At 53.6% G+C, this 12772-nt stretch carries 13 protein-coding genes and 1 pseudogene; 10 read left to right on the forward strand and 4 right to left on the reverse strand.

Features of this window, described 5'->3' with window-relative positions:
- The first annotated feature begins 210 nt into the window (after window positions 1–210).
- Entirely contained in the window at window positions 211–1431 is a 1221-nt protein-coding gene (locus tag GM298_RS13640; RefSeq protein ID WP_025757303.1) for a diguanylate phosphodiesterase, read from the forward strand.
- A 188-nt stretch (window positions 1432–1619) separates the two neighbouring features.
- Window positions 1620–2351, forward strand: a complete 732-nt coding sequence (locus tag GM298_RS13645) for a MerR family transcriptional regulator (RefSeq protein WP_266154258.1) — start codon at window positions 1620–1622, stop codon at window positions 2349–2351.
- 59 nt (window positions 2352–2410) lie between these two features.
- Here GM298_RS13645 and GM298_RS13650 read toward each other — a convergent pair.
- Window positions 2411–2545, reverse strand: a pseudogene (locus tag GM298_RS13650) (type VI secretion system tube protein Hcp); the annotation flags it as partial.
- A 181-nt stretch (window positions 2546–2726) separates the two neighbouring features.
- Between GM298_RS13650 and GM298_RS13655 the strand changes: the two are divergent.
- Complete coding sequence (locus GM298_RS13655; RefSeq protein WP_266154259.1) at window positions 2727–3233, forward strand: DUF3828 domain-containing protein; 507 nt, start codon at window positions 2727–2729, stop codon at window positions 3231–3233.
- A 74-nt stretch (window positions 3234–3307) separates the two neighbouring features.
- On the opposite strand, the gene GM298_RS13660 is transcribed toward GM298_RS13655, so the two are convergent.
- On the reverse strand, window positions 3308–3601 hold the full coding sequence (locus tag GM298_RS13660; RefSeq protein WP_266154260.1) for a hypothetical protein: 294 nt from the start codon (window positions 3599–3601) through the stop codon (window positions 3308–3310).
- Window positions 3602–3785: 184 nt separating this feature from the next.
- Here GM298_RS13660 and sufA point away from each other — a divergent pair, with 184 nt between their 5' ends.
- From sufA to ldtE, 7 genes are all read left to right on the forward strand, one after another.
- Window positions 3786–4154, forward strand: coding sequence for a Fe-S cluster assembly scaffold SufA (gene sufA / locus GM298_RS13665; RefSeq protein ID WP_025757299.1), 369 nt, complete (start codon window positions 3786–3788; stop codon window positions 4152–4154).
- An 8-nt stretch (window positions 4155–4162) separates the two neighbouring features.
- Window positions 4163–5653, forward strand: coding sequence for a Fe-S cluster assembly protein SufB (gene sufB, locus GM298_RS13670; protein ID WP_025757298.1), 1491 nt, complete (start codon window positions 4163–4165; stop codon window positions 5651–5653).
- 9 nt (window positions 5654–5662) lie between these two features.
- Window positions 5663–6409, forward strand: coding sequence for a Fe-S cluster assembly ATPase SufC (gene sufC, locus GM298_RS13675; protein ID WP_025757297.1), 747 nt, complete (start codon window positions 5663–5665; stop codon window positions 6407–6409).
- Window positions 6384–7655 (forward strand): Fe-S cluster assembly protein SufD, encoded by a 1272-nt coding sequence (sufD, locus tag GM298_RS13680; RefSeq protein WP_266154262.1) that lies wholly within the window; start codon window positions 6384–6386, stop codon window positions 7653–7655. Before sufC ends, sufD begins: the two co-directional genes overlap by 26 nt.
- A complete protein-coding gene (gene sufS / locus GM298_RS13685; RefSeq protein ID WP_128339748.1) occupies window positions 7652–8872 on the forward strand; it encodes a cysteine desulfurase SufS in 1221 nt (406 codons plus the stop codon). The genes sufD and sufS overlap by 4 nt, the downstream gene beginning before the upstream one ends.
- Window positions 8873–8886: 14 nt before the next feature.
- Window positions 8887–9303 carry a cysteine desulfuration protein SufE gene (sufE, locus tag GM298_RS13690; protein ID WP_025757294.1) on the forward strand — a complete coding sequence of 139 codons (417 nt, stop codon included), beginning with the start codon at window positions 8887–8889 and terminating at the stop codon, window positions 9301–9303.
- 97 nt (window positions 9304–9400) lie between these two features.
- Window positions 9401–10414, forward strand: a complete 1014-nt coding sequence (ldtE, locus tag GM298_RS13695; protein WP_262747097.1) for a L,D-transpeptidase LdtE — start codon at window positions 9401–9403, stop codon at window positions 10412–10414.
- A 60-nt stretch (window positions 10415–10474) separates the two neighbouring features.
- On the opposite strand, the gene lpp is transcribed toward ldtE, so the two are convergent.
- Window positions 10475–10711: a murein lipoprotein Lpp gene (gene lpp, locus GM298_RS13700; protein WP_001082307.1), complete on the reverse strand. Its 237-nt coding sequence runs from the start codon at window positions 10709–10711 to the stop codon at window positions 10475–10477.
- A 309-nt stretch (window positions 10712–11020) separates the two neighbouring features.
- A complete protein-coding gene (gene pykF / locus GM298_RS13705; RefSeq protein ID WP_045284943.1) occupies window positions 11021–12433 on the reverse strand; it encodes a pyruvate kinase PykF in 1413 nt (470 codons plus the stop codon).
- Between the last annotated feature and the right edge of the window lie 339 nt (window positions 12434–12772).

Genomic DNA, 12772 nt, shown 5'->3' on the forward strand with positions numbered 1-12772 from the left:
ATCATATAGTTATAGCGTTGTCACGAAGCGGTAACGTTACAGGATATATTGTACAAAAAGTTCTGGCGCTGGTAAGTTGTACAGCAGAGAAAAAAATCACATTAACTGCTGTAAATGATTGAGATGTAAATTATTTGTCGGGCAATTAATGTGCTATAAATGAAAATTACCCACGTCTTTCGTGGCCAAAACCCTAACCCCAGGAATAGCATGCTCACAACCATCATTTACCGCAGTCATATCTGCGAGGACGTTCCAGTGAAAGCGCTGGAAGCCATGGTCGCTGCTGCAAATCGTAAAAACCGGCAATCCAATGTCACGGGGATCCTGCTGTTTAACGGCACTCATTTTTTTCAACTGCTTGAAGGGCCGGTGGAGCAGGTAACTTCCATCTATGAGCAGATCTGTAACGACCCGCGTCACCATAACGTAGTGGAGTTAATGCGCGATCACGGTCCAGTCCGGCGTTTTGGTAACGTGGGCATGGAGCTGTTTGATTTACGCCAGTACGACAGGGATGAGGTGCTGCAGCAGGTGCTCAACAGGGGAACGACCCGTTACCAGCTGACGTATAACGACCGCCCTCTGCAGTTTTTCCGTACCTTTATCGAAGCGACTGAAAAATCGAACTACTTTGAACTGCCGCCTGCGGATTCATGGGATTTTGTCACCGAAGAAACACCTTTGTCCGCGCAACCTGAAGTGGTCGCGAAAGGGGCGGATTGCAGCTTCGCCTTCCAGCCGATAGTCGATCCGTTTATGCAGCAGGTCGTCTCCTGGGAGGCGCTTCTCCGCACCCCGGACGGCGGCGCACCTGGGGTCTATTTCGCCAACCGGCCGCGTGACGAAGTGTATATCTCGGATTTGCAAAGCAAACAGGTCGCGCTTTCCATGGCCAGCGCGCTGGGATTACAGGGCCAGACGTTATCCCTCAACCTGCTGCCCATGACGCTGGTTAACATTCCCAACGCCGTGGATTTCCTGCTTACCGCGATTGAAGCCAATGGCTTTGTGCCCGAGCAAATTGTCGTGGAGTTTACCGAAAGCGAAGCCATTTCCCGTTTTGATGAGTTTACGGATTCGGTCAGGCAGTTGAAAAGCGCGGGGATCAGCGTGACGATCGATCACTTTGGTGCTGGTTTTGCCGGGCTGCAGCTGCTGGCTCAGTTTCAGCCGGACAGAATTAAGATTAATCGCGATCTGGTTGCGAACGTGCACAAAAGTGGCCCCCGACAGGCCATTATTCAGGCGATCATTAAATGCTGTGCCTCGCTTGAAATTCAGTTCTGCGCGGTAGGCGTAGAGAAGGCGGAAGAGTGGATGTGGCTGGAGTCTGCGGGCATTTCCCAGTTCCAGGGGCACCTTTTTGCCAGCCCCCGGCATGGCGGAATACCGGCGATTGCGTGGCCGGAGAAGAGATTCGAAATCTGATAAGGTTGTACACATTTCGACGGACTTAACTGTACGACAGGCACATTTTATACAACAATGTATTAACAGGTGAGGGGCAACGTCGCCCGTTCACCTGAGCAAAATGTGGCCTTAATTATACAAATGGTTTGTACAATCTGATAAGGTTGGTGTAGTTAGGTATGGAAGTTCTGAGCGTGAGGGAGTTAATGGCCTATTACAGTATCGGCGAAGTGGCCGAACGATGCGGTATCAACCCCGTTACGCTGCGTGCCTGGCAGCGCCGTTATGGATTGTTGAAGCCGCAGCGCAGCGAAGGGGGTCATCGTCAGTTTGACGATGAAGATATCCTGCGTATTGAAGAGATCAAACGCCTGATGAAGAGCGGCGTTTCGGTCGGCAAAGTCAAAGCCTTGCTGGAAAACAAAGAAGTGTTGACGCAGGGCAACTGGCTCACCTTTCAGGAAGAGATGATGACCGTACTGCGTTACGCCAGTCCGGCAAAACTGCGCGCCAAAGTCGGTGAGTTTCGTCGCGATCACCCGATGGATGCGCTGATTGACAATATTCTCTCTCCCGTCCGCCAGCGGATGAACCAGGATCAAAACACGGTGCGCCACATGGCGAGCCTGTTTGATGGTGTACTGATTGAATTCGCGATTGCAAGCCTGGCGGAGTCCCGCAAGAAAGCCGGTAAAGACGCGCTCCTGATTGGCTGGGAATGCGATGATCGCACCCATTTGTGGCTCGAAGCCGCGCGCCTATCGCAGAAGGGCTGGCACATTGACGTTCTGGCGGAACCGATTGATTCACCGCGTCCTGAACTGTTTCCCGGGCAAAAAATCTTCGTCTGGACGGGTAAATCCCCAACCCCTCGCCAGCAGGAGCAGCTCGATCACTGGCGTGAGCAGGGATTTGCGGTTTCATTTCATCAGTCATAGTCAGAGGCCTTAAGGGCCTTTTTCTGAATAAACCTCATTAACCCCCCGAACCGTATAAGTCAACTTGTACGACGCTCATTCCATGCATCTGAAAACTGAATATTACCGTCAAGAATTCTCCAGGTGATTTTTTCATATTGAATGCTGACACTTTCAATGTGATTCATTGTATCGTTCCCCGCCAGCTTAAAATTCTAGAAAACAGCACTTTTAATCCCACGTAGAATAAATGGTTAATATAATAATTCTATTCTTACTTACTTAAAGGAACTAAGAATGAGTTGGAATAAAGAAGCTGCAGTTTCGTATCTCCGTTCACACGCTCTGGGGCGATCTCAAAATGTAACCCCCCTTTAAAATTTACAGGATGCATTGATGAAAAGGATATTTCTTTCATTCGTTATGTTGCTGGTGGGATGTAGTTCGACTGCCAGTGATGATCAGGATGCGAAAGACGCTACCGAGTCATTTTATAAATCCTATCTTTCCGCATTCGGTAGTGATGATGCCAGGCCTTATCCTGCCGATGAACTGCGTAAATATGTTTCTGCTGATACGATTGCCCGGATTGATGCCATTCAGGAAATCTATGAACAAGAGTTAATAGAGTCTGACTATTTTACGTATACTCAGGATTATTCTCGCGAATGGATACCTGCGTTACGAGTGGAGAACGCAAGGCCATTTTTAAACGGTGAAGTAGTGCAGGTCATTGAGGGAGCTGGTGGAGGTAGAACCCTACACCTTGAAGTATTTCTGTGTCGTGAAGATGATGCATGGAAAATCTACCGCGTTCGTGACATAACGAATAATCACGAGCACCCAATATTTAATGCCGGAGCATTAACCCAGGCGAAAGCTGCAGCAGAAAGTGGGCTTTAAGCTGTAAAACACTCTTCCAGCCACGGTGCATGCCGGGGCTTTTTTCTGGTGGTATGGGCACTGCAATTGCCTCGTCACCCAAAAATTTCAGCAATATCCTCCATGCAGTGCCCCTCCCATTCAACCCGGGCATCGGCGGGTTTTTTATACCTTCCATTCAAGCTTCCCGTGCCGCTGTAAGCCCTGAGAAAAATGGAATTTCTGAGCAACAGGCATTTTTCCCGGATACGCGAGATCGAGAAGATGAATAGCGTTACGAGAAAATTGCCTGTTTTCACAGAAGTCAGAAAAGCTATCTCAAAAATAGGTATTTCCGATGCATATTTTACTTTTCTCCTCTCTGTCATCACTGCTGCAACAAAATGCATTATTAATCAATGCATTGAACAAATAAATCCATCCTGCCTGCATCCTGCCACAGGGTCTATGCTTAATAAAAGTAGGCAAAAAGGGCGGTATAGCCGAATGCCCCTGCTGACAGAGGGTTGAAGTGATAATCGTTATCACTAACATGGTGTTATGCCCTGATGGCTTATCAGATGAGGTGGACCTATGGAACTGCATTCAGAAACCTTTAATCCTGCCGATTTTAGCTGGCGCGGTTTAACGCTGACGCCCGCGGCGGCGGCACATATTCACGAGCTGGTGGCGAAAAAGCCCGAGATCCTCGGTGTGCGTCTTGGGGTCAAACAGACCGGTTGCGCAGGCTTCGGTTACGTTCTCGACACCGTCACCGAGCCCGAGAAAGATGACCTGGTGTTTGAGACGGACGGTGCAAAATTATTCGTCGCACTGCAGGCCATGCCGTTTATCGACGGTACCGAAGTGGACTACGTCCGCGAAGGCTTAAACCAGTTATTCAAATTCCATAACCCGAAAGCCCAGAACGAATGCGGCTGCGGCGAAAGTTTTGGGGTATAGGCGGTACTATGTCTCGTAATACTGAAGCAACGAGTGAAGTAAAGACCTGGAGCGGTGGACACCTCAACTATAAAGAGGGGTTCTTCACCCAGCTGCAGACGGATGAACTGGCGAAAGGCATTAACGAAGATGTCGTTCGGGCGATCTCGGCAAAACGTAACGAGCCCGAGTGGATGCTGGAATTTCGCCTGAGCGCTTACCGCGCCTGGCTGGAGATGGAAGAGCCGCACTGGCTGAAAGCCCATTATGACAAGCTGAACTATCAGGACTACAGCTACTACTCTGCACCCTCCTGCGGCAGCTGTGATGACACCTGCGCCTCGCAGCCCGGCGCGGTGCAGCAGACCGGCGCGGAAAACAGCTTCCTCAGCAAAGAGGTGGAAGAAGCCTTTAACCAGCTGGGCGTGCCGGTTCGCGAGGGGAAAGAGGTGGCGGTGGACGCTATCTTTGACTCCGTCTCGGTGGCCACCACCTACCGCGACAAGCTGGCCGAGCAGGGGATTATCTTTTGCTCCTTCGGCGAAGCGATTCACGATCATCCGGAACTGGTGAAAAAGTACATCGGGACCGTGGTGCCCTCTAACGACAACTTCTTCGCGGCGCTCAATGCGGCGGTGGCCTCTGACGGCACCTTTATTTACGTGCCGAAAGGGGTACGTTGCCCGATGGAGCTCTCGACCTATTTCCGAATCAATGCGGAAAAAACCGGTCAGTTCGAACGCACGATTCTGGTGGCCGACGAGGGTAGCTACGTCAGTTACATCGAAGGGTGCTCCGCCCCGGTCCGCGACAGCTATCAGCTGCATGCGGCGGTGGTAGAAGTCATCATCCATAAAGATGCCGAGGTGAAATACTCCACGGTGCAAAACTGGTTCCCGGGCGACGGCAATACCGGCGGTATTCTGAACTTCGTCACCAAGCGTGCGCTGTGCGAAGGTGAAAACAGCAAGATGTCGTGGACCCAGTCGGAAACCGGGTCTGCCATCACCTGGAAGTACCCGAGCTGCATCCTGCGCGGCGATAACTCCATCGGTGAGTTTTACTCGGTGGCGCTCACCAGCGGGCATCAGCAGGCCGATACCGGCACCAAGATGATCCACATTGGTAAAAACACCAAATCGACCATTATCTCGAAAGGTATCTCCGCCGGGCACAGCCAGAACAGCTATCGCGGGCTGGTGAAGATCATGCCGACGGCGACCAATGCGCGAAACTTTACCCAGTGTGACTCGATGCTGATTGGCGCAGACTGCGGCGCGCACACCTTCCCGTACGTCGAGTGTCGCAACAACACCGCCCAGCTGGAGCATGAGGCGACGACGTCACGCATTGGCGAAGATCAGCTCTTCTACTGCCTGCAGCGCGGGATCAGCGAAGAGGATGCCATCTCGATGATCGTCAACGGCTTCTGTAAGGACGTGTTCTCTGAACTGCCGCTGGAATTTGCCGTTGAAGCCCAGAAACTCCTCGCCATTAGTCTTGAACACAGCGTCGGTTAAGGAAAGCACATGTTAAGCATTAAAGATTTACAGGTTAGCGTGGAAGACAAAACCATCCTGCGTGGCCTCAATTTTGACGTCAAACCGGGTGAAGTTCACGCCATTATGGGGCCGAACGGCTCCGGGAAAAGTACGCTTTCGGCGACGCTGGCCGGGCGTGAAGATTACGAAGTCACCCGCGGCTCGGTCGAATTTAATGGCAAAGATCTGCTGGAGATGTCGCCGGAAGATCGTGCGGGAGAGGGCATCTTTATGGCCTTCCAGTATCCGGTTGAGATCCCGGGCGTCAGCAACCAGTTCTTCCTGCAGACGGCACTGAACGCGGTGCGCAAGTATCGTGGCCAGGAGGCTCTGGATCGCTTCGATTTCCAGGATCTGATGGAAGAGAAGATCAAGCTGCTCAAAATGCCGGAAGATTTATTGACCCGCTCAGTCAACGTCGGCTTCTCGGGCGGCGAGAAAAAGCGTAACGATATTCTGCAGATGGCGGTTCTGGAGCCCGAGCTGTGCATTCTCGATGAGACCGACTCCGGTCTGGATATCGACGCCCTGAAGATTGTCGCCGATGGCGTTAACGCGCTGCGCGACGGCAAGCGTTCGTTCATTATTGTCACCCACTACCAGCGCATTCTGGATTACATCAAGCCGGATTACGTCCACGTGCTTTATCAGGGACGTATTGTGAAATCCGGTGATTTCACGCTGGTTAAACAACTGGAGGAGCAGGGGTATGGCTGGCTTACCGAACAGCAGTAATGCGCTCCAGCAGTGGCACCGGCTGTTTGAAGCCCAGGGGGGGACACGTTCTGAGCAGGCGCAGCAGCATCTGCAGCAGATGCTGCGCCTCGGACTGCCGACGCGTAAGCATGAGAACTGGAAATACACCCCGCTTGATGGCCTGTTGAACGGCGAATTTGTTTCGCGGCTGGCGGACATCAGCCCGGCCCAGCGTGATGCGCTGGCACTGAACGTTGATGCCCTGCGGCTGGTGTTTGTTGACGGGCAGTTCCGTCCTGAGCTGAGCGACAGCGCTGAAGAGAGCGGTTATACGATTACCCTCAATGATGAACGCCAGAGCCTGGCGGCTCCCGTGCAGCCGGAGGTGTTTCTGCATCTTACCGAGAGCCTGGCGCAGAGCGTGACGCATATCCACGTTAAGCGTAACCAGCGCCCGGCAAAACCGCTGTTACTGCTGCATATCACCCAGGGGCTCGACGGTGACGAAATCAATACCGCGCACTATCGCCATCATCTTGAACTGGCGGAGGGGGCCGAGGCCACGGTAATCGAACATTACGTCAGCCTTAACGAGGTCAGGCACTTTACCGGATCGCGTCTGACGATGAACGTCGCCGCTAATGCACGACTTCACCACATCAAGCTGGCGTTTGAGAATGGGCAGAGTCACCACTTTGCCCATAACGATATTGTGCTGGCTCAGGATGCCGCAGCTTTCAGCCACAGCTTTCTGCTCGGCGGGGCGGTGCTGCGCCACAACACCAGCACCCAGCTTAACGGTGAAAACACCACGCTGCGCATCAACAGCCTGGCGATGCCGGTTAAATCAGAAGTGTGCGATACGCGCACCTGGCTTGAGCACAACAAGGGCTACTGCAACAGCCGCCAGCTGCACAAAACCATCGTCAGTGACAAAGGGCGCGCGGTGTTTAACGGCCTGATTAACGTGGCGCAGCACGCCATTAAAACCGACGGGCAGATGACCAATAACAACCTGCTCCTGGGCCGCCTGGCGGAGGTGGACACCAAACCGCAGCTGGAGATCTATGCCGACGACGTGAAATGCAGCCATGGCGCCACGGTCGGAAGGATCGATGACGAGCAGATGTTCTACCTGCGTTCCCGCGGTATTGACCAGCAGGCGGCGCAGAAGATGATTATCTATGCGTTTGCCGCCGAACTGACGGAAGCGCTGCACGATGGTCAGTTAAAACAGCAGGTGCTGGACCGTATTGGCCTGCGTCTGCCTGGAGGCGAAGCATGAGTTTTCCCGTCGAGAAAGTCCGGGCTGATTTCCCGGTTTTGACCCGTGAAGTCAACGGGCTGCCGCTGGCCTATCTGGACAGCGCCGCCAGCGCGCAGAAGCCGAATCAGGTGGTGGATGCGGAGGCGGAGTTCTATCGCCACGGTTACGCTGCCGTACATCGGGGGATCCATACCCTGAGCGCGGAAGCCACCCAGCGCATGGAGAACGTGCGCACGCAGGTGGCCGCCTTTCTCAATGCCCGCTCGCCCGAAGAGCTGGTGTTTGTGCGCGGCACAACCGAGGGGATTAACCTTGTCGCCAACAGCTGGGGCAACGCCCAGGTGCGCGCAGGGGATAACATCATCATTACCCAGATGGAGCACCACGCGAATATCGTGCCATGGCAGATGCTCTGCGAGCGAGTTGGGGCGCAGCTGCGGGTGATCCCGCTCAATGTTGACGGGACGCTGCAGCTTGAGCTGCTTGACGGTCTGCTGGATGACCGCACGCGGCTGGTGGCGGTCACCCAGGTTTCTAACGTGCTGGGGACCGAAAACCCGGTCGCAGAGATCGTCGATAAAGCCCATCAGGCAGGGGCGAAGGTGCTGATTGATGGCGCCCAGGCGGTGATGCACCACGCGGTTGACGTCCAGGCGCTGGACTGCGATTTCTACGTGTTCTCCGGCCACAAGCTCTACGGCCCGACCGGGATTGGCGTGCTGTATGTTAAAGAAGACATCCTGCAGGCGATGCCGCCGTGGGAAGGGGGCGGGTCAATGATCGCCACCGTTAGCCTGACGGAAGGCACCACCTACGCCCGTGCGCCGTGGCGTTTTGAGGCGGGTACGCCCAACACCGGGGGCATTATTGGGCTGGGGGCGGCGGTTACTTACGTTTCGGCGATCGGCCTTGAGGCCATTCAGGAGTATGAACAGCTGCTGATGCACTATGCGCTTGCGGAACTTGCCAGCGTACCGGATCTGACCCTTTACGGCCCGGCTGACCGGCAGGGGGTGATCGCGTTCAATCTCGGGAAACACCATGCCTATGACGTGGGCAGTTTCCTCGATAATTACGGCGTAGCGGTCCGTACCGGGCACCATTGCGCCATGCCGCTGATGGCGTTTTACCAGGTCCCGGCAATGTGCCGCGCATCGCTGGTGATGTACAACACAACGGAAGAGGTCGACAGGCTGGTGGCGGGGCTAAAACGCATCCATCAGCTGCTGGGCTAACAAAGAGGCGAAAGATGGCAGATCTGCCGGACAAAGATAAATTACTGCGTAACTTCTCGCGTTGCGCAAACTGGGAAGAGAAGTATCTCTACATCATTGAGCTGGGGCAGCGTTTACCGCCGCTCAGCGAAGAGGCGCATTGCCCGGAGAACAGTATTCAGGGCTGTCAGAGCCAGGTATGGATTGTGATGGCGCAGTCGGATGACGGCACTATCGAACTGCGCGGCGACAGCGATGCTGCCATTGTTAAAGGGCTTATTGCGGTCGTTTTCATTCTTTATCACCAGATGTCGGCTCAGGATATTGTCGCGTTCGATGTCCGTCCGTGGTTTGAAAAAATGGCCCTGACCCAACACCTCACCCCGTCCCGTGCTCAGGGACTGGAAGCGATGATTCGCGCCATCCGCGCCAAAGCTGCAATCCTTAGCTAGACTTACAGAACAGCATTCATTCTGTTTCGCGAGGTGGTTCCCGCCTCGCTGGTTTTTCAGCTTTCTGGCATCCTGCCAGTGAATAAGGAATCTCAGCATGAAGCGCGCGTCTCTCATAACTCTATTACTTATCAGTTCGCTCGGTGCCCTTCATTCGGCCCGCGCGACGGACTATCCATTGCCGCCCGCAGGCAGCCGCCTGATTGGGCAAAATCAAACCTACACGATACAGGAAGGGGATAATAAACTGCAGACCATCGCCCGCCGGTTTAATACTGCAGCGCAGGTGCTGCTGGAAACGAACAATACTATTGCGCCGGTCAACCCTGCGCCGGGCACCGTCATCACCATTCCGTCGCAGATGCTGCTGCCGGACACGCCGCGCGAGGGGATTGTGGTGAACCTTGCCGAGCTTCGCCTGTATTACTTCCCGCCGGGGGAAAATATTGTTCAGGTCTTCCCGCTCGGTATTGGGCAGCTGGGGCTGGAAACCCCGGTCACCACTACGCGGGTGAGTCAGAAAATCCCTAACCCCACCTGGACACCCACGCCGGGGATCAGAGCCCGCTCGCTGGAGCAGGGCATTAAATTGCCTCCTGTGGTCCCTGCCGGGCCAAATAACCCCCTGGGGCGCTACGCACTGCGTTTAGGCGTGGGTAATGGGGAATATCTCATTCACGGCACCAGCGCGCCGGACAGCGTCGGCCTGCGGGTCAGTTCCGGCTGTATGCGGATGAATGCTCCGGACATTAAAGCCCTGTTCGAACAGGTGCGGGTGGGCACGCGGGTACAGATTATCAATGAACCCGTGAAGTTCTCCGTTGAGCCAGATGGTAAACGCTATATTGAAGTTCACCGTCCGCTGGCGCAGGTGGAGGGGGAAAACCCGCAGGTCTCGCCAATTAGCCATTCCGCCGACTTTGCAACCTTTGTGTCTCAGGCGGGAAGTGATAAAGCGCTCATTGATAAAGCCCTGTCACGTCGTGCCGGGATCCCGGTTGTGGTCTCCGCTGGTAGCGGCCCGTCTGCCAGTAATAACGTGTTGTCGGTACAGAACAGTCGTGTGTCTGCTGCGGTTGCTGAAGATGAAGGGGAGAAGGTGACGCAGTAGTGGTTTGACGCAGGCAAAAAAAATGGCGCACAATGTGCGCCATTTTATTAACAGGTACTATTACTTACGGTATTTAGTAGCCTGGTTGTCCAGACGCTGGTTAGCGCGAGCTGCGTCGTCTTTAGCAGCCTGAACGTCGGAACGCATTGCGTTCACGTCGTTGCTCAGCTGGTCAACTTTAGCGTTCAGAGTCTGAACGTCAGAAGACAGCTGATCGATTTTAGCGTTGCTGGAGCAACCAGCCAGCAGAGTAGAACCCAGGATTACCGCGCCCAGTACCAGTTTAGTACGATTCATTATTAATACCCTCTAGATTGAGTTAATCTCCATGTAGCGTTACAAGTATTACACAAACTTTTTTGGGTTGAGAATATTTTTTTGATGGGAATACACCTATTTTTGATCGTTCGCTCAAAGAAGCACCGAATCAGCCCTTTTCGGGCAAAAATCTAAGGAAAAAAAGGCATTTATCATCGGATTCATCTTAGATATTTCGCAATTAAATAGAAAAACCCGATTTGCAATTTGAATGAGTTTGGCTAATGCCGGGAATAAAAAAAGCGCCCAATGGGCGCTTTTTATCCAAATTAATTCGTTCGGGAATTATTACAGCACGTGAACAGATGCGGTATTGGTGGTTCCGCTTGGTACCAGGGCACCAGAAACCATTACCACAACGTCGCCTTTCTGAGCCAGACCACTTTCCAGAGCCAGTGCTTTACCCTGAATGTAGAAATCGTCAGTAGAGGCGATCTCTTTAACCAGGTGCGCAACTACGCCTTTGCTCAGCACCAGCTGACGAGCGGTGGTTTCGTTGGTGGTCAGGGCCAGGATGGTCGCATCCGGGAAGTATTTACGCACGGCGCGCGCAGATTTACCGCCCTGGGTCGCGACCACGATCAGTGGCGCTTCCAGTTTCTCAGCGGTTTCTACCGCACCGCGGCATACTGCTTCGGTGATACGCAGTTTGCGGCTGTCGTTGTTAAAGTCGAGACGGCTGGTCATCACGCGGTCAGTACGTTCGCAGATGGTCGCCATGATGCCGACCGCTTCCAGCGGGTATTTCCCTTTCGCGGATTCACCGGACAGCATCACCGCATCGGTACCGTCGAGGATGGCGTTTGCCACGTCGCCTGCTTCAGCGCGGGTTGGGCGTGGGTTTTTGATCATAGAGTCCAGCATTTGCGTTGCGGTGATAACCACTTTACGCGCGCGAACACACTTCTCGATCATCATCTTCTGCGCGAAGATCACTTCTTCAACCGGGATTTCAACGCCCAGGTCGCCACGTGCAACCATGATGCCGTCAGACGCTTCGAGGATTTCGTCGAAGTTGTTCAGGCCTTCCTGGTTTTCAATTTTGGAGATGATCTGGATCTTCTCGCCGCCGTGCGCTTTCAGGTGCTCACGGATTTCAACCACGTCGGAACGTTTACGGATGAAGGAGGCGGCAACGAAGTCAACGCCTTGCTCGCAGCCGAAGATCAGGTCCTGCTTGTCTTTTTCAGCCAGCGCTGGCAGCGCGATGGAGACGCCTGGCAGGTTAACGCCTTTGTTCTCACCCAGGTCGCCGTTGTTCAGCACTTTACAGATAACTTTGTTGCCTTCGATAGCGGTGACTTCCATCCCGATCAGACCATCGTCGACCAGTACGGTGTTACCGACGGACAGGTCGCTGGTGAAGCCTTCGTAGGTCACTGCAACGATTTCGCTGTTACCGACCACAGACTTGTCAGTGGTGAAGGTGAAGGTCTGGCCCGCTTTCAGAGAGACGTCATTACCGCCTTCCAGTTTGATGGTACGGATTTCAGGACCTTTGGTATCCAGCAGGATGGCGGCTTTTTTACCGGTCTTGCTCATCACGTTGCGCAAGTTCTGGATGCGCTGGCCGTGCTCAGCGTAATCACCGTGGGAGAAGTTCAGACGCATCACGTTCATGCCGGCGTCCAGCATTTTGCTCAGCATCTCTTCAGATTCGGTTTTCGGGCCGATAGTACAAACAATTTTCGTCTTTTTCATGACAGTCTTAGTCTTTAAGTTGGGAAGGATATGGAAATCTCGCTCCGGGGGCGCACCGCCGCGGAGTCAAACCTGTGTTGCAAAAGAGTATATGACACGCACTAAGGATAGGAGACATCAAATGAGCGTGCAGAAGAAAGTGTGCCTGAGTGACAGCCCAATGAAGGAGAGGAGAAGTTGTACGTTGTTTTTTGTATTCCAAGCGCTGAAACCATTCACCAGGGACCAGGCGCGCATTATACGCTGATTTTAAGATAAAAGGAAAATGGAAACGGTGTTTCAGAAATAATCTGTGCAGTTTCACATAATATTGTTATCAAGGCGTTAAGCCATGATGAC

The organism is Enterobacter sp. HSTU-ASh6 (genome assembly GCF_026319105.1).
GTDB lineage: Bacteria > Pseudomonadota > Gammaproteobacteria > Enterobacterales > Enterobacteriaceae > Enterobacter > Enterobacter sichuanensis.